The organism is Glaciecola nitratireducens FR1064 (genome assembly GCF_000226565.1).
Taxonomy (GTDB): domain Bacteria; phylum Pseudomonadota; class Gammaproteobacteria; order Enterobacterales; family Alteromonadaceae; genus Glaciecola; species Glaciecola nitratireducens.
This window is the reverse complement of the sequence record NC_016041.1, coordinates 1,094,477-1,111,581: the sequence shown is the minus strand read 5'-3', so window position 1 is coordinate 1,111,581 and position 17,105 is coordinate 1,094,477. Positions and strand designations below refer to the sequence as shown.

Here is a 17,105-nt window from a genome sequence, read left to right as displayed (position 1 = left end):
CTTAGCCTATAATATGCCTAATTTCATTAATTAATTCATCAATTTGGGGCTCAAGCTCGAGGAAGCTTAGCTTTCCATTTTTAATATTAGTTTCGAGTTGCGTTGCTTTTCGGCTTAATTCAGCAAAGCCAAATAGATATGAAGCACCGGAAAGTCGGTGAGCTAATGCTCTGAGAGCATTAACATCCTGTTTTTCCTGCTCAGCGCTGAAATGCTTAAGTTCACTTATCAGACTTGTTTTAAATTCGCTTACTAAATCTGACATATCAATATTTCCAAGTATCGAATTAGCTCTGCGCATAGAATCGTCATCATTAGCATTAAAAAACGTTGCTATGGTTGAAATCAGCAGCTGTCGATCAATTGGTTTTTCAATATAGCCATCGAAGCCTAGCGAAAAGTATTCATCAACTTCATTTGTCATCGCATTTGCAGTTAACGCAATGATCGGTTTTTCACAGCCCAAATCACGCAAGGCCTTGTAAGCCTGTAAACCGTCCATTCTGGGCATTTGAATATCCATCAAAACAACCTCAGGCGAATGCTCTTTGTAAAGCTCCAGAGCCTCAAATCCATCAGCTGCCGTGTATACGGTTAAACCTAACTTGGTTAACAAACGCGATATCAAACGACGGTTATCTGAGTGGTCCTCAGCCAGCAGTATTTTCCCATTAAACAAAGGCGTAGACGACGATTCATCTACCTTAAGGTTTACTCTCGGCTTGTCCGATGCTGACATAACTGGTGGCGCAGGCATACTAAAGGTAAATACGCTGCCTTTGTCTACTTCGCTTTTTACCGTTATCTCACCATTCATTAATACGGCCAACTGGTTAGAGAGGTGCAAACCAAGACCTGAACCACCAAAACGTCGGCGTATGCTGCTGTCTCCTTGGGTAAAACTTCCAAAGATAAGATCGATCTGGTCTTCGCTTATACCGATACCTGTGTCTTCTACATTGAATACTAAGCGACTATCCGCCAGTAAAACTTCTAATCTTACGTAGCCACTGACAGTAAACTTTAAGGCATTAGAAAGCAGGTTAATTAATATTTGTTTTAAACGTAAACCGTCGACATTGATAATAAATGGGCGTGGTAAATTCTCTATTAAACTGAACGAAAGTCCTTTGACGCGAGCCTGCATGGAAAACATCGTATTAATATTGCTTAGTAAACTATGTAAATCTTGAGGTGCATACTCAAGCTCAAATTTATTCTCTTCAATTTTGGTCAAATCTAGAATATCGTTCAAGAGCGCGAGCAGGTATAAACTGCTGTCGTGAATGATTTCAACCTCTTTATAAATGTCTTCTGGTTTTACATCACGGCAAATAATAGCTTCAGCCTGACCAATTACTGTGGTCAAAGGCGTGCGAATTTCGTGGCTCATATTTGCAAGGAATTGTGACTTTATGCGGTTCGCAGCGGCTAGCTTCTGGGATTCTTGAGCGATGTCTGCGGTTTTCTCTGCAACTTGACGTTCCAACTTAATAACGGCTCTTTTTTGTCTTTGTAAATAATACAATATGCCCAGCAGAATCAGTGTTGCATATACAACAAGCATCCACCACCGTTCCCAGAAGGGGATACCTACATTTAAATTTACAGCTAGGTCTTGGTCATACCAGAGATCATCCTTTATTTTTGCACGAACCCGAAATACATAGTCGCCGCCACTTAAATTTGTGTAGGTGGCAGTGTTGTTATTGCCGTTTTCTATCCAGTCTTTATCAAAGCCTTCCAAAAAATAACTGTATTGAATTTGCCTCGCATTTAAGAGATCTAAAGTCGCAAACTCAAATTTAACGTTACTTTCGTCAAACTTGAGCTTTATTCCCTGTTTCTTTATTTGTTCTATGTTGTATTTAGTAGTAGTAGATAATACTTCAAAATTAGTGAGCTCGGTGTTTTCGTCCAAACTATGATTTTTAACAGATGCTGGTGAAAAATAAGTAATACCGTCGCGACTTGACAAGTAGATGGTGTCGTCTGAGGAACTGCTTGTTGGTCTGAGAAAATATCGAGAACCAGGCAAGCCATCGCGCTTATCATAATGTTGAAAATCACCACTGGTCGGATTAAACTTGCTAACACCGGTTGGAGTCACTAGCCATAAAAAGCCACTTTTGTCTTCGTTGATCAAACGAATACCTTTATTTTCTTGTTCCAAAAAATAACGACTGATGGCCTGCCTCGCACCAGACTTTTGATCGACCATGAAAAGTCCTGTTTTATTACTGATCCATAATTGATCGTTGCTATCTATCAAGATTGAATAAATAAAATCTTTGATCTCACTAGAGTTGGACGATGGCTCAGGACTACTTATCAACTCTAACTCTTCTGTATCTTTACTCCAACGATACAAGGAATTTTGAACTGTCACCCACATGTTGTTATGTGGATCCAAATAGAATTGAGAAAAGTGATAATCATCGGTAGATAAATTTTCTATTGAAATAGAGTCAAACGATAAATCGATTGTATTGACAACAAAAAGTAAATTTTTGGTCCCAATCCAAATATTATCCACTTCGTCCGTCGCTATATCTGTAAACCTTTCAAATTCTTCCCGTAATGCCACCGGTGGTAAAACTTCTATTTGCCTGCCTCGCTCATCTAACTTAAATAGATTTTTTGAACTGCCATACCAAATATCACCTTTGGATGTCTGAGTGATAAATCTGATTTCAGGGAAAGTTGTTTCTGTCTCGCTGTAAATTAAATTAGTTAACTGATTACTTTCTGGTCTCCAGTTAAAAAGACCATTTTGCGCAGTACCGACTAAAACACTATTGTCGTTCGCTACTTCAGTCGCAAATGCCGCCTTGACAAGTGGGTCGGGAAACGTTTTAAAGATGTTAGTCTGGGTAATTTTATACACACCAACGCCTTCGCAATTAAGCCAAATGGTGCCTTGCCTATCTTGGAAAATACTCTGACTACAGCGATCATCAAAACCCAATTCTACTTTTTTCAGCGTTTTGTCATCTTGGGAAAATGAAAAAATGCCATGGCCACTGGTTACCCAGTATTCACCAAAATCTGTAGCAATCATTGAATATATAGGTCCCATATTGGGAAAGCTGGGATTATCTATCACATTGAATTCACCGAGTTTTGTATCCAAAACCACGACACCATTTTGGGTGCCTAAATACAGGTCTCCGTTTTCAGCGGTTTCAATTACACGTATTTTATTGCGTTCAGAAAGAAGTCGATCTGGCTCTGGGAAGTAATAAGAAAATTTAAGCGTAACGGTGTCTAGTTTGTTCAGGCCAGATTCCGTCGCTATCCATAATTCATTAAGTTTAGTCTGCTTTATATCCCATATTCTGTTATTCGAGGGGCCACTGTTTCTTTCATCTTGCATTGAGAATCGTTTGAATTTTTGACTGTCTTTATCAAATCTGTTGATTCCCCCAGCAAAAGTACCAAACCACACTACGCCGTTAGCATCTTCGAAAATACTTTGTACCGAAGAGTGGCTAATTGTGTCGGGGTTATCGAGTGAGGACTGAAATTGCGTAAATACTTGAGTGGAAGGATCGAATTTAATAGCTCCTCCACCCCAACTACCAATCCAAAGATAGCCTTGCTTACTCAGTATTAAATTTCCAGCATTATCATGTGGCAAGGAGTCAGGATTATTAGGATCGTTTTTAAAGTTGACAACATTTTTGCCGTCATAACGTAAAATTCCGCTAAAACCAGTACCAAACCAAAGAAAACCATCCTCATCTTGTACGATCGAAAATATGATCGACGACGTGAAGCCGTCATTATCATTAAGTAATTCATATTGGTAGTCATTCGCTGATACCCTTAGGATACTAAGCGACAGCAGTATCAGCAAACTACAGCATTTTATTAACCGATTTAACAACAAGGCACCTTAATAGATGGTAATACCAGTTACGATACGAAAGTATACATTAATTAATAAGCCATGAAAAACACCAATAGACCCATTCACCGCTATCTGTTAACATGTGCGCGATTTTTTTGGCCATGCTATCGAACAAAAAGCGTACTATGCGCAATCTTCGACATCATGACTCAACCGTTCTTTTTACAACTTGGTGGTTTTAACTATGCATCCTATGCTCAATATCGCTGTGCGCGCAGCTCGCTCAGCAGGAAACGTAATCGCTCGTGGATTTGAAAATTTCGACGACTTGCAAATCGAACAAAAAGGCGAAAATGATTTCGTAACGAAAATTGACAGGGAAGCTGAACAAACCATCATTTACAAAATTCAACAGTCTTATCCAGACCACACGTTTGTTGGTGAAGAAGGCGGTATTGTTGCTGGTAACGACGATTATAAATGGATCATTGACCCGCTTGACGGCACCACCAACTTTATCAAAGGCATTCCTCATTTTGCTGTTTCTATTGCACTTCAATATAAAGGTCGTTTAGACCAAGCAGTTGTGTTCGACCCTATTCGTGGTGAACTATTTACCGCAAGTCGCGGCAACGGAGCTCAATTAAACGGACATCGTATTCGCGCTAGCCAAGCAAAAGAATTAGGCAGCACAATTTTAGCCACCGCTTTTCCGTTTAAAAACAAAGACTCGTTAAACGAATATATGACAAGCTTTAATCAGATATTTTCTGAGTGTGGCGACATTAGAAGAGGTGGTTCTGCCGCACTTGATATGGCTTATGTCGCAGCCGGTCGTTTTGACGGGTATTGGGAACGTGGGATTAAGCCATGGGATATCGCCGCTGGCGAACTATTAGTGCGCGAGTCGGGCGGCTTAGTGACTGACTTCGCTGGCGGTAACGATCCGTTATTAAGCGGTGAAATAGTTGCTGGCAGTCCTCGTGTTGTGCAGGCGCTTGTTAAAAGACTCAAATAAGTACCTTTGTTAGGTAAGAATAAAATAAAAAAACCCGCTAATTAGCGGGTTTTTTGTGTTCAAAATTTGAGTGGTAAGGTGTTCTCATTTCCTATAAAGGATCTAAGTCTTCCCCTTCTTTCTCAATTTCTGTTGGTATCAAATCATCTCGGCTAATACCCAGTGCTAAGCCTACTGCACTTGCAATGTATACAGAAGAATATGTACCAATGAAAACACCAAACAACAATGCTGTTGCAAAACCGTGTATTAACGCACCACCTTTATAAAATAGAGCTATCAAAACCAAAATAGTGGTTAATGATGTGATAATTGTTCTATTTAGTGTTTGCGTCAAAGAAATATTAATTATCTCTATTGGCTCTGCTTTTCGTATTTTTCGGAAGTTTTCACGAATTCGGTCTGACACAACAATGGTATCGTTAAGCGAATAACCTATTACTGCCAGCACAGCAGCCAATACGGTTAAATCAAACTCTAGTTGCAGCACTGAGAATAAACCCAAGGTCAAAATAACGTCGTGCGCCAATGCAGCGACAGATCCTAAAGCGAAACGGTATTCAAAGCGCATTGCTACGTATATCAAAATACAAATAAGCGCCACAAGCATGGCTAAACCACCTTGCTCTGTAAGCTCATCACCCACGTTTGGGCCAACAAACTCAATGCGTCGCATATCGACTTTCGTGCCATCAGCGCGCAATGTCACCATCACTTGGTCACCAATGTCTACAGCTTTTACACCTTCACGCGGAGCAAGGCGAATCAGCACGTCCTGACTGCTGCCAAAGTTTTGTACTACTGCATCGGTATAACCTGCGTCTAGCATCTGTGCTCTAATCGATTCAAGATCGGCCGACTGCTCGTAGCCCACTTCAATTAGCGTTCCGCCCGTAAAATCAAGGCCCCAATTTAATTGATTAACGCCCAGTGAGACAATCGAGCCAATAATTAACAGCGTTGAAAAAATCATCGCTGGAACACGCAACTTCATAAAGTTGATTGTTTCGTTTAGTTTTAGTAATTGAAATCCCATGTGACTCTCCTATATCGATAACTTAGTCACACGTCTACCGCCCCATATGCTGTTAACCAGCACACGAGTGACAATAATCGCAGTGAACATTGATGTAGCGATACCTATCATCAACGTAATTGAGAACCCTTTAATGGGACCGGTGCCGACGGCAAACAGAATCAAACCGGCAATGAAGGTAGTTATGTTGGCATCCAAGATAGTCGAGAATGCGCTGTCATAGCCAAAGTGGATGGACTGCTGCGGACTTCGACCATCACGCAATTCCTCTCTAATCCTTTCGAATATGAGTACGTTCGCATCTACTGCCATACCCACTGTAAGAACAATACCGGCCATACCTGGAAGCGTTAAGGTCGCACCTGGGATCATCGACATAATACCGATAATCATGACTAGGTTAAGCACTAGCGCAATATTCGCAATAACCCCAAAAGCACGATAATAAATCAGCATAAATACTAACACCGCGGCCAAGCCCCAGATAATAGCAGTCATGCCTAATTCGATATTTTCTTTACCTAAACTTGGTCCAACCGTGCGTTCTTCAACTATTTGAATGGGTGCAATCAACGCACCAGCTCTTAGCAGCAATGATAACTCTCTTGCTTCTGTTGGAGAATCTAGCCCAGTGATTTGGAATGAAGAACCTAATTGCCCTTGAATAGTCGCGACGCTAATAATCTCTTCTTTCTTTTCAAACACAAGCTTGCCGTTTACATCACGCTCGCCGGTTGTTTTGTATTCGATAAATACCGTTGCCATTGGCTTTTTGATATTTTCTTTCGTAGCCTTCGACCACTTCGCTCCGCCTTTTGAATCAAGGTCAATGCTCACGTTAGGCACACCGTATTGGTCAACGCCGCTGTTAGCATCGATAATGTGCGAACCAGTTAGCATAATCTGCTTTTTCAACAAATAAGGCTGACCATTCTTATGATAGATAACTTCTGACCCTGCGGGAGCTCTTCCACGCATTGCGTCACGCACATCATTTTTTTCATCCAGCATGCGAAACTCAAGTGTGGCTGTCGCATTGAGAATTTCTTTTGCCTTAGCGGTATCTTGAATACCAGGCAACTGTACGACAATACGCTCTTGTCCTTGCTTCTGAACCAGAGGCTCGGCAACACCGAGCTGATTTATTCTGCTGCGAATAATGGTTACGTTTTGTTTGACAGCCGCGTCACGTATTTCTGCCAGGCGAGCTTCCAAAAATGTCGCTCGTAGTGTCAGGTCGTCACGTTCAGTAATGCTCAAATTGCCAAACTGATTGCGCAAATAAAACTGCGCTTTCTCAAGCATATCAGCGTCCCTAAAGATAACGTCTACGGAGTCAGCGTTTTGCACAACGGTACGGTAAAATATTCTTTCTTCTCGAAGTTGTAGTTTGAAATCACCAACAACATCTTCGTATGCTTTTGTCGTTGCGCTGTTCATGTCAACTTCCATTAGAAAGTGAACACCACCGCGCAAATCAAGACCCAGCTTCATTGGGTTTGCGCCAAACGCTTCTAGCCAATCCGGTGTGTCTGGTGCTAAGTTCATAGCAACAACGAAGTCATCGTTATCAAGCGTACTATCAATCAACTCTCTAGCCACCAACTGAGTGTCAGAATCAAGCAAACGTACTAGTATGCGTTCGTTCTCGAGCTCAATACCTTTAATCTCGATGCCTTTATCTTTCAAAGAGCGCTCTATCGAGGTTTTTAACTCTTCACTAACAGTGGCATTATTACTTGCCGAAATCTGAATAGCGTGATCTTCACCATAAATATTCGGCATTGCATACAAAGCTGTTATACCAACAACAAATATGACTAAAATATATTTCCAAAATGGAGTTTTATTTAACACAATGTGACCCTACAAAAGCAAAATAGCACCTTAGGCGCTATTTTACTCTCTGTTGATAGTTTATATTGATTTCATTGTGCCTTTCGGCAGAACGGCACTCACTGCTGATTTCTGAACAACAATGTTATTGGATTCGTTAAGCGCAATTTCGATGAAATCTTTGTCATCGCTCACTTTCGTGATTTTACCGACCAGACCACCTTGCGTTAGCACTTCGTCCCCTTTTGAAAGAGACGAAACAAGATTCTTATGCTCTTTTACACGCTTTGCTTGTGGGCGATATAGAAGAAAATAGAAAATCAAACCAAAAACAGCCAACATAATTAACATACCGAATTCACCACCCGGCTGACCTGCTGCTGCATCTTGTGCGTGTGCACTTGAAATTAAAAAGCTCATAGATATCCTCGTTTATTTCGTTTTTATTGTTGTTTTACTTTATTTTTAATACTCGTTTGCTTCCTGAACACATCGTCCAAAAAACCAAATACCAATGCTAATCTTCCAAAGGTGGCACTGGCAAACCTTTCTGCGCATAGAACTCGTCGACAAAACTAGCCAGCTCTCCCGCCGCAATGGCAGTGCGCAATCCCTCCATAATCCGTTGATAGTATCTTAAGTTATGGATGGTATTTAATCTTGACCCAAGTATCTCATTGCACTTGTCTAAGTGATGTAGATATGACCGAGAATAATTTTTACAAGTGTAACAGTCACATTTTTCGTCCAACGGACCGGTATCAGTTTTGTGCACCGCATTACGTATTTTCACAACGCCGTCGGTAACAAACAAATGACCGTTTCGTGCATTTCTCGTTGGCATAACACAATCAAACATATCAATACCGCGGCGCACTGCCTCAACGATATCTTCAGGTTTGCCCACTCCCATTAAATACCGTGGTTTGTTTTCTGGAATTTTCGGTGCTGTATGATTGATGATTCGTATCATGTCTTCTTTAGGCTCACCTACTGACAAACCGCCAATGGCGTAACCATCAAAGCCGATATCTTCCAAGCCTTCTAAAGAAGTGTCGCGTAAGTGTTCGTACATGCCGCCTTGTATAATACCAAATAAGGCCGATGGGTTATCACCATGCGCATCTTTGCTGCGTTGAGCCCAGCGCAAAGACATTTCCATTGAATCAGAAGCTTCTTTTTCGGTTGCTGGATAAGGCGTGCACTCATCAAAAATCATGACGATGTCAGAGCCTAAATCGCGCTGAACCTCCATTGATTTCTCAGGTGTGAGTAAGATTTTCTCGCCATTAATAGGAGAACGAAACGTTACACCATGTTCGGTAATTTTTCGAAGATCGCCTAAGGAGAAGACTTGAAAGCCGCCAGAATCTGTGAGAATGGGTTTATCCCAATTCATGAAATCGTGCAAGTCGCCATGCTGCTTAATAATGCTTGTGCCAGGACGAAGCATTAAGTGAAAGGTATTGCCAAGGCAAATATGAGCGCCAGACTCATCAAGTTCTTCCGGCGTCATGCCTTTAACGGTGCCGTATGTACCAACGGGCATAAACGCGGGTGTTTCAACCACACCACGCTCAAATATAAGTTGACCGCGACGAGCTTTGCCGTCTGTAGCCATTAAATTGAATTTCATTTGTTAACCTAACATTCGCGACCCAGCGCACTTGCCATGCCAAACTACGACTGGATCCAACGCTTTCAAGCTTTGAACATGATGCGCAACTAATGTCATCAACGCGCTAAAAAATGAAAAACGTATAATACTGATGTTATACAGTAAACAAACATACGGGCTGCTTACTGTGAACGCTTACTGTGAATTGCGGCGCGCAGTATAACAAGAAACAGCGCGAGGCTCACGTATTTTTGCGCTCTATAAACATCGCGTCACCGTAACTAAAAAAGCGATATTCTTCCTCAATAGCCTTTGCGTATGCATCCATTACATTGTCGCGCCCAGCAAATGCACTAATCAACATCATCAATGTAGACTCAGGCAAGTGAAAATTGGTCAGCATTGCATCGATCACTTTGAATTGGTAACCCGGATAGATAAAAATATTAGTATCTGACATAAATTCAGTGATCAGATCATTATCAGCAGCTTTTGCGGCTGATTCAATTGAGCGCACAGACGTCGTACCAACGGCAATCACTCGGCCACCCGCCGCTTTTGTTGCAATAACTTTATCGACAACGTCCTGTGAAACTTCGGCATATTCTGCATGCATCTGGTGCTCTACGATGTTTTCGACCCTTACTGGCTGAAAAGTACCGGCGCCAACATGCAGCGTAACAAAAGCTAAATCAACGCCTTTATCTCTTAGTTTGTTTAATATATCGTCGTCAAAGTGCAGCCCAGCCGTTGGCGCTGCAACCGCGCCCGGCTTCTCGTTATATACAGTTTGGTAACGCTCTTTATCGGCTTCATCGTCTGGTCTATCGATATAAGGAGGAAGAGGCATATGGCCATATTTTTCAAGCAAGTCAAAAACATTTTCTTCTGTCAAAAACTTAATATGAAAAAGTGCGTCATTGCGACCGAGCATTTCAATCTGTAATCCACCCTCCATCGTCAGAATTGCACCCGACTTTGGTGACTTACTCGATCTAATATGCGCCATTGCGCTACCATCATTGAGTATTCGTTCGATTAATACCTCTACTTTCCCACCCGAGGCTTTTGCGCCGTGTAATCGTGCAGGGATCACCCGTGTATTATTAAATATTAGGAGGTCGCCCGGATGCAGCAAGTCTAGTATGTCAGTGAACTTTTGGTGTAAAACCTCTCCTGTATCGCCCTTGAGATGCAGTAATCGACTTTGCGTTCGCTGCGCTGTTGGATGTTTTGCAATCAAATGTTCAGGTAAATCAAAATAAAAATCGGCTAACTTCATGGCTCTCTCATAATCGCTGTATGTCTTTATCAGTAAGGGACGAAAAACTTCACTTACAAATTATCGTATATTCTAGAATACCCTATACTAAGGCTTAATACTTAAAACGCCTGTTATTTCTACAAATATGGCGTACTCTTGTTACATGTTTCGAATTAAGTGACGTTCTCCCAAACTTACTTATTACCCAGTTTTTCTGGGTATTTTTTTGCCTAAAATTTGGGGATTTCCGAGTTACTACTGCATGTCGCTCAGCATTTCTTCAATATCTTCATACTTAATTTGTTTGATATTGAGTACAAAAATAATTTGAAATAAGAGATCAGAGCCCAAAATGCCCTTATTAATTTTATTTCTTAGATTATCTGCGCTTTGATTCACACCTACCGCACTTAGCTTATCACTGAGGTCCTGATACTTTATTCCCTTTTTCGATAGCTCTGCTTTTAATAATCGCTCAACTAATTTGCGCCAATCGCTTGCTTTTGGCTTCATATATCACCTATTTTTAAGTTTCTTTTGTAACGTATAAGTCACATTTAAACATTATTTAACCCAAATGTGAAAAAATAATTTGACTTTATTTTTACCCTATGACTATACTTCTCCCAAGTTCGAGGTCAGCCTTGTTGTTCAATCAATAGTAAGAGTCTATTATAGATGACGACATGGTAAAAACACACTTTTAGGAGAAGATGAATGACGTGGGAACTATCACAACTAGCAGAAGTTGTTTCTGCTCAAGAGGGATATGTAGTTACACACGAGGCAGATTGTTTGCTTATTGCGAATGAAGATGGAATCGACGCTTGGTTAGCTATTAGTGGAGAACAAATATTAGTTGAATCTTTATTGTTCTCGTTAGACGAAGTGAAAGACCCGGCTGCGTTGAATGAAGAAATTCTGAGAACGCACATGATTTTTCCATTAACCACTATCGGTATTTCGTCAGTCGCAGGGACTCAGTATTACACGGCTTTTGGTTCGCTTAGTGCGCAGTCAAAAGAGCAAAGTGTGTTGATTGAAATTTCAACATTGTTTCAAAATGTAGAAGCATTTTTAGATGCATACCAAGATTTTTTAAAATCTAAATAATAATCGGAGATTGCCATGTCAGTTTGGAAAAAATTATTTACTGCCGTAAAAGGTACCGCTACAGAAGCAGCGCAAGCGGTTGTTGATACACAAGCAATTAAAATTCTTGAGCAAGAAATTCGTGAAGCAAAAGACGAATTAAGAAAATCAGATCATGCGCGTACGCAAATTTTAGCGAAATGTAAACTATCACAGCAGAAAGTAGATGGGCTGAACAAGTCTATCGGTGAGTATGAAGCTCATGCTAGAAAGGCCATTGATACTGACCGTCAGCTAGCGCTCGATTGCGCTCAACGCGTATCTGAGCTGCGTGGCCAAGTTGAAACTGAACAAACTTATCTTGATCAGTTCACGAAGTCAGAGAAACAACTTGCTGGTAACATAACGCAAGCAAAAAACAACTTACGTCGTTTGGAGCAGCAAGTGGACATGATCAAAGCGACAGAGTCAGTGCAGCGTGCTCAAGTAGCAGTTTCATCTAGTCACCTAGGTGCAAACAGTAAGATGAAAACGGCAACTGAATCGCTTGCTCGCATCCAAGAAAAGCAAAATTTGCGAAATGCTGAACTTGAAGCGGCTGAAGAATTAGCACAAAGCGAATCTTCAGATGATCTCGAAAAGCGATTGGCTGGTGCAGGCATCAAAGGTGGTCAAGCATCCGCTGACGACGAACTAAGCCGCATACTTGGCAAGTAAATTTATTGAGAACGGCAGCTTAAAAGGCTGCCGTTTTTTGTTGTTCTTTATACAAAAGGAAGATTTTCATTCATGTTACATTGGGTAAAACTCAAAAAACTATGCGTGAGATACTTTTCCGAGCTGCGCTGGTACACATTATCATTAGCGCTGCTGTTCTACACAGTTTCCAGTTGGATATTGCTTTTCTTAGCAGACGAGAAAGCCTTACTAAGCGCCTCTGATTATTTTTATTGGCTCGTTGTAACTGGCTCGACGGTCGGTTACGGCGATATGTCACCGGCAACACCAGCGGGTAAATTGATTGTTGCGTTGTATGTTATTCCACTTGGATTAAGTATATTTGCTTTGGTCATTGGACGCATCGCATCTTGGGTTAGTGATCAATGGAGAAAAGGAGCAAGAGGTTTGAAACCGTTAAATGTCTCTAATCATATTTTAATTATTGGCTGGAATGAAAAACGTACTGACCAATTACTAAAGCTACTGATAAAAGAAAAAGTCGATACCACCGAGAATCCAGATATTGTGCTTTGCGTGAAGGCGGATATTGAAAATCCGCGCCCCTCAGAAATTGAGTTTGTGCACGTTAGTTCCTTCAATCAAGACGAAGATATGGATCGTGCCTGTATTGAAACAGCAAGTACCATACTCATCGACAACCCTCACGATGACCTCACATTAACGACTGCATTGTATTGTTCAAAGCGCAACCCAAAGGCCCATAAAGTAGCCTATTTTGAAGATGAAAGCTTGGTGGCTTTGTTGCAACAACATTGTCCTGAAGTAGAGTGCACGCCTAGCGTTGCTGTAGAAATGTTAGCAAAATCCGTTTTTGATCCAGGCTCTAGCTTATTACACCATGATTTATTAGACGTAGAAGAAGGCCAGGCACAGTTTTCGGTTAAACTCCCTAGCACAATTAATGACATCAGCGTTGAAACATTATTTTTAGGTCTAAAAAAACAATATAACGCGACATTTATTGGTTATTCTGCGCCGGAAAGAGTAAATAAAATTTCAGTGAACCCGGATTTTAACGACGTTGTAAAACCCGGTAATAAAGTATTTTATATTGCAGAACACCGCATCAATAACATTGATTGGAACAGCTTACACTTATAGTTTTGCACTCAGTATCTTGCATCAATAATAAGTAAAAGCTAAAGGAGCATAATATGTTCGGTAAGTTATTCGGAAAAAAAGACAAACCCCAAGCTCATAAACCTGATACGCCAGAGATTATGGGCTTATATTTGGGCGGGTCATTCGAACTCGACACGCTCAAATTAAAATTGATTGAACCGTCTCTTAAGATAAACGGTGCAGCAAACAAGCATTTGATCCAAGCCGTTGGCAAAGTAATATTAGATAGCGGTGGCACTATGTTTCGGTTTTACACCGATGATGATGCGTATTTACAGGTGATCACCGATGGCGGTGAGACAGAGAATCACATTACTGACGTTAAACTGTGGTATTTTTACGATACCAAAACAGTAGGATCTGAAACGCAATGGCAAGACTTACTCAAAAATGGCATTTCACAGCCTATCTATAAATTAGGTGACGACGCCTATGAGCGTGTTTGGGATGCCGTTGGCGAAATATCCCCACCGGTAGCAATGACCGAAACCACTTTTGAAGAAGATGGTGATGTGACGACAACAGACCAATTCATTATGCTCTATGAGAAATCTATTTCAGAAGATGATGTCGAATCAGTGTTAGTATCCGGCGAAGAAAAAATTGTCGGTAACAACCACGACAGATGTTTGGTCATTAGCACCGGTTTCAATTTGTCACCTGCAGATATAATAATAAACGGTTAAGGAAAATAAAATGGACGCACTACTAAACTCAATCGCCGGATTGCAAAATTTCGCACTATATTTTGCTATCTCAATCGCCTTATTTTTTGTTTTCAAAATCGTCTACGCTTTCGTTACGCCGCATGATGAATGGAAGCTGGTTAAAGAAGACAAGAGCACTGCAGCCGCAATTGGTTTTGGTGGTGCGATGATTGGTTTTGCCATTGCACTATCTGGTGCGGTCACCAATTCAGAATTTTTACTCGACTACGTGATCTGGGGTTTCATTGCAATTGTTGCGCAACTCGTCGCCTTTGCACTTTTGCGATTTACTTTCATGCCTAAAATAGCTGAAAGAATTCAAAACAATGAAGTATCCGCAGGCGTCATGTTAGGCGCAATGTCAGTTGCTGTAGGCCTGCTCAACGCCGCTTGCATGAGCTATTAAGGAGTAATCCAACTATGCAAACTAACGTTAAACAAAAACGCAGTAACAATATTAATGTATCGAAAATGCGAAAAGCATTTTCTTTCAAACCGTTGGCCTTAGGTGTTGCAACTGTATTACTCAGTGCGTGCTCCGGAGGTAAAGAAGAAGCCTTAGTGTTTAAGACTGCTGACGAATGCGCAGATGCCCTGCCCGATATGGCGCAAAAGTGTCAAGTGGCCTACGAAGGAGCGCTCGCCGAGGCAGCTAAAACAGCACCTAAATACAACAGCAAAAATGATTGTGAATACGAGTTTGGTGCAAATCAATGCCAAAGTTATAACAACAACGGTAGCTCGATTTTTATGCCATTAATGGCTGGGTATATGATGGGGAATTTATTGGCTCCTCGCCCCTATTACCAACCTATGTTTACATCTTACTCTCGTTATTCGCCATACCGCAATCACTGGATCGGAGCTGATGGGCGCGATTTTGGCGATACGAGAAAACGCGCTCTTAACGTTAGACCAAGTGCTTTCGATAAGAAGCCAGCAGTGACCCGCACAATGCAGCGCGGTGGATTTGGTAGCAGCGTGAGAGCAAAAGCTTCATGGGGAAGCAAAAGCAGTAAAGGCTGGGGTGGCTAAGTGCTCCGACTCCCCATTGAGGCGAGAAAAAACTGGCAGCAAATGGCGCGTGATTACGGATTTCATTTCCATACTATGCACGGACAAGCATACTGGGATGAAACCGCCTACTATCAATTTAATTTACAACAGATAGAACGAGATCTTGAGGCTCCTACGGAAGAAATCCACCAGATGTGTTTGCATGTGGTGGACCTAGTTGCAAAAAGTGAAGAACGATTATCACAATTTGCTATCCCAAGTACTTATTGGCAAGCCATTGCAGACTCTTGGCAAGCGAAAGAACCTTCACTTTATTCAAGGCTGGACTTTGTCTACGACGGAAGAACGCCCGCCAAACTGCTTGAAAATAATGCAGACACACCCACCAGTTTATATGAATCAGGCTTTTGGCAATGGCTGTGGCTTGAAAACAATGTAGACAATAACAAACTCAGCAAGCGCGCAGACCAGTTCAACTCGCTGCAAGAAAAACTGGTGAATCGTTTAAAAGTGATCGCCGATTATTATGGTATTCACTATCTCCACTTTGCTTGTTGCAAAGACACCGACGAAGACAGAGGAACCGTTCAATATTTACAAGACTGCGCAAAAGAAGCGGGTCTTGACGACTACTTTTGTTATATCGAAGATATCGGGCTTGCCGTTGGAGGTGAACTCACCGACTTACAAGACCAAGTTATTTCACATTGCTTTAAACTCTATCCGTGGGAATTTATGCAGCGTGAAGAGTTTGGCCCTCACGCATTGAAAGCAAATACAGCTTGGATTGAACCAATTTGGAAAACGATCCTCTCAAACAAAGCATTGTTACCTATGCTGTGGAAAGAATTTGAAGGGCACCCAAACCTTTTGCCGGCTTTCTTTGAAACTGACATAGCAAGCATGAACGCACTTTCAGGTATAAAAAAGTGGGTCAAAAAACCGCTTTATTCTCGCGAAGGCGCAAATATTGATATTTTAGAAAACGGCAAAATGAGCCTGTCGTCAGACGGCCCCTACGGTGAAGAAGGATTTATATATCAAGCACACACACCGTTACCAAAGTTTGCTGACAATTATACACTGATTGGCTCATGGTTGGTTGACGACGAGGCTGCGGGAATATCTGTTCGTGAAGATAAATCGCCCATTACGCAAGACCTGTCGCGCTATATACCGCACATTATTCTATAACATACTTAAAGTAATAGGGGCATAAATTGGCCATTGTCAAATCACCTACAACACTAAAAAAACAGCTGGTTTGGGTTAGCTACGTTGTTGGTATTATGCTGGTGATAGAAGCGATTAATATGCTCACAGGCCGCTACTTCAATCAGTTCAGCATTTTCCCAAGAGACCTCAATCATTTAGCCTATATTTTTACAGCACCGTTTTTACATGCTAATTTCACGCACTTTGCGTCAAACGTGGTTACGCTTGGCATTTTTGCGCTGCTGCTTCTTCAATTTGGCGGGAAGCGTTTTCTAAGCGTTACTTTTGGGCTGATCGTTTTGACAGGTTTGCTTGTGTGGATGTTTGGCAGGGCCTCTTATCATTTGGGCGCAAGCGGTGTCATTTATGGCTATTTTGGTTACTTAGTTTTTGCAGGTTTTCTCAGCAAGCGTCTATTTTTGATTATTATTTCAGTAGTTGTCGCTTTCTTCTATGGCGGCATGATTTGGGGAGTTTTACCGAACCAACCCTATATATCTTGGGAATCACATTTATTTGGATTTATTGCAGGTCTCTGTTTAGCATGGTTTTTACGAACGCGGTCTTAAATTGATACAAAATCAGG

Annotated in this window: 16 protein-coding genes; 9 read left to right on the top strand and 7 right to left on the bottom strand. The window is 41.4% G+C overall.

Annotated features, from left to right (window positions below; genetic code table 11):
• Position 1: 1 nt before the first annotated feature.
• Positions 2-3,889 carry a hybrid sensor histidine kinase/response regulator gene (locus GNIT_RS17640; RefSeq protein WP_014108027.1) on the bottom strand — a complete coding sequence of 1,296 codons (3,888 nt, stop codon included), beginning with the start codon at positions 3,887-3,889 and terminating at the stop codon, positions 2-4.
• Positions 3,890-4,097: 208 nt separating this feature from the next.
• On the opposite strand from GNIT_RS17640, the gene suhB reads away from it, so the two are divergent.
• Positions 4,098-4,871 carry an inositol-1-monophosphatase gene (suhB, locus tag GNIT_RS04815; RefSeq protein ID WP_014108026.1) on the top strand — a complete coding sequence of 258 codons (774 nt, stop codon included), beginning with the start codon at positions 4,098-4,100 and terminating at the stop codon, positions 4,869-4,871.
• A 91-nt stretch (positions 4,872-4,962) separates the two neighbouring features.
• On the opposite strand, the gene secF is transcribed toward suhB, so the two are convergent.
• The 6 genes from secF to GNIT_RS04785 form a co-directional block, all read right to left on the bottom strand.
• Positions 4,963-5,907, bottom strand: a complete 945-nt coding sequence (gene secF / locus GNIT_RS04810; RefSeq protein ID WP_014108025.1) for a protein translocase subunit SecF — start codon at positions 5,905-5,907, stop codon at positions 4,963-4,965.
• Between the two features lie 9 nt (positions 5,908-5,916).
• Positions 5,917-7,764: a protein translocase subunit SecD gene (gene secD / locus GNIT_RS04805; protein WP_014108024.1), complete on the bottom strand. Its 1,848-nt coding sequence runs from the start codon at positions 7,762-7,764 to the stop codon at positions 5,917-5,919.
• A 60-nt stretch (positions 7,765-7,824) separates the two neighbouring features.
• Positions 7,825-8,163 carry a preprotein translocase subunit YajC gene (yajC, locus tag GNIT_RS04800; RefSeq protein ID WP_014108023.1) on the bottom strand — a complete coding sequence of 113 codons (339 nt, stop codon included), beginning with the start codon at positions 8,161-8,163 and terminating at the stop codon, positions 7,825-7,827.
• A gap of 97 nt (positions 8,164-8,260) precedes the next feature.
• Positions 8,261-9,379 carry a tRNA guanosine(34) transglycosylase Tgt gene (gene tgt / locus GNIT_RS04795; RefSeq protein WP_014108022.1) on the bottom strand — a complete coding sequence of 373 codons (1,119 nt, stop codon included), beginning with the start codon at positions 9,377-9,379 and terminating at the stop codon, positions 8,261-8,263.
• 223 nt (positions 9,380-9,602) lie between these two features.
• The gene (queA, locus tag GNIT_RS04790; protein ID WP_014108021.1) at positions 9,603-10,643 is read right to left on the bottom strand and encodes a tRNA preQ1(34) S-adenosylmethionine ribosyltransferase-isomerase QueA; all 1,041 of its coding nucleotides are present in this window, start codon (positions 10,641-10,643) and stop codon (positions 9,603-9,605) included.
• Between the two features lie 237 nt (positions 10,644-10,880).
• A complete protein-coding gene (locus tag GNIT_RS04785; RefSeq protein WP_014108020.1) occupies positions 10,881-11,138 on the bottom strand; it encodes a DUF6471 domain-containing protein in 258 nt (85 codons plus the stop codon).
• A gap of 204 nt (positions 11,139-11,342) precedes the next feature.
• Here GNIT_RS04785 and GNIT_RS04780 point away from each other — a divergent pair, with 204 nt between their 5' ends.
• The 8 genes from GNIT_RS04780 to GNIT_RS04745 all read left to right on the top strand — a co-directional run bounded on the left by GNIT_RS04780 (position 11,343) and on the right by GNIT_RS04745 (position 17,088).
• The gene (locus tag GNIT_RS04780) at positions 11,343-11,738 is read left to right on the top strand and encodes a DUF2170 family protein (RefSeq protein ID WP_014108019.1); all 396 of its coding nucleotides are present in this window, start codon (positions 11,343-11,345) and stop codon (positions 11,736-11,738) included.
• Between the two features lie 15 nt (positions 11,739-11,753).
• Complete coding sequence (locus GNIT_RS04775) at positions 11,754-12,434, top strand: PspA/IM30 family protein (RefSeq protein ID WP_014108018.1); 681 nt, start codon at positions 11,754-11,756, stop codon at positions 12,432-12,434.
• Positions 12,435-12,506: 72 nt separating this feature from the next.
• Positions 12,507-13,559, top strand: coding sequence for an ion channel (locus GNIT_RS04770; protein WP_014108017.1), 1,053 nt, complete (start codon positions 12,507-12,509; stop codon positions 13,557-13,559).
• Between the two features lie 53 nt (positions 13,560-13,612).
• Complete coding sequence (locus GNIT_RS04765) at positions 13,613-14,266, top strand: YjfK family protein (RefSeq protein WP_014108016.1); 654 nt, start codon at positions 13,613-13,615, stop codon at positions 14,264-14,266.
• Between the two features lie 10 nt (positions 14,267-14,276).
• Positions 14,277-14,693: a DUF350 domain-containing protein gene (locus GNIT_RS04760; protein ID WP_014108015.1), complete on the top strand. Its 417-nt coding sequence runs from the start codon at positions 14,277-14,279 to the stop codon at positions 14,691-14,693.
• 14 nt (positions 14,694-14,707) lie between these two features.
• A complete protein-coding gene (locus GNIT_RS04755) occupies positions 14,708-15,322 on the top strand; it encodes a DUF1190 domain-containing protein (RefSeq protein WP_014108014.1) in 615 nt (204 codons plus the stop codon).
• On the top strand, positions 15,323-16,498 hold the full coding sequence (locus GNIT_RS04750) for a glutathionylspermidine synthase family protein (protein WP_041246303.1): 1,176 nt from the start codon (positions 15,323-15,325) through the stop codon (positions 16,496-16,498).
• A gap of 26 nt (positions 16,499-16,524) precedes the next feature.
• Entirely contained in the window at positions 16,525-17,088 is a 564-nt protein-coding gene (locus GNIT_RS04745; protein WP_014108012.1) for a rhomboid family intramembrane serine protease, read from the top strand.
• Positions 17,089-17,105 lie beyond the last annotated feature (17 nt).

Bases quoted from the DNA above. Each gene is read 5' to 3' on its own strand.
- GNIT_RS04765 (WP_014108016.1), top strand. From the start codon at position 13,613: ATGTTCGGTAAGTTATTCGGAAAAAAAGACAAACCCCAAGCTCATAAA.
- GNIT_RS04775 (WP_014108018.1), top strand. From the start codon at position 11,754: ATGTCAGTTTGGAAAAAATTATTTACTGCCGTAAAAGGTACCGCTACA.
- GNIT_RS04755 (WP_014108014.1), top strand. From the start codon at position 14,708: ATGCAAACTAACGTTAAACAAAAACGCAGTAACAATATTAATGTATCG.
- suhB (WP_014108026.1), top strand. From the start codon at position 4,098: ATGCATCCTATGCTCAATATCGCTGTGCGCGCAGCTCGCTCAGCAGGA.
- GNIT_RS04770 (WP_014108017.1), top strand. From the start codon at position 12,507: ATGTTACATTGGGTAAAACTCAAAAAACTATGCGTGAGATACTTTTCC.
- tgt (WP_014108022.1), bottom strand. From the start codon at position 9,379: ATGAAATTCAATTTAATGGCTACAGACGGCAAAGCTCGTCGCGGTCAA.
- secF (WP_014108025.1), bottom strand. From the start codon at position 5,907: ATGGGATTTCAATTACTAAAACTAAACGAAACAATCAACTTTATGAAG.
- GNIT_RS04785 (WP_014108020.1), bottom strand. From the start codon at position 11,138: ATGAAGCCAAAAGCAAGCGATTGGCGCAAATTAGTTGAGCGATTATTA.
- GNIT_RS04760 (WP_014108015.1), top strand. From the start codon at position 14,277: ATGGACGCACTACTAAACTCAATCGCCGGATTGCAAAATTTCGCACTA.
- queA (WP_014108021.1), bottom strand. From the start codon at position 10,643: ATGAAGTTAGCCGATTTTTATTTTGATTTACCTGAACATTTGATTGCA.
- GNIT_RS04780 (WP_014108019.1), top strand. From the start codon at position 11,343: ATGACGTGGGAACTATCACAACTAGCAGAAGTTGTTTCTGCTCAAGAG.
- yajC (WP_014108023.1), bottom strand. From the start codon at position 8,163: ATGAGCTTTTTAATTTCAAGTGCACACGCACAAGATGCAGCAGCAGGT.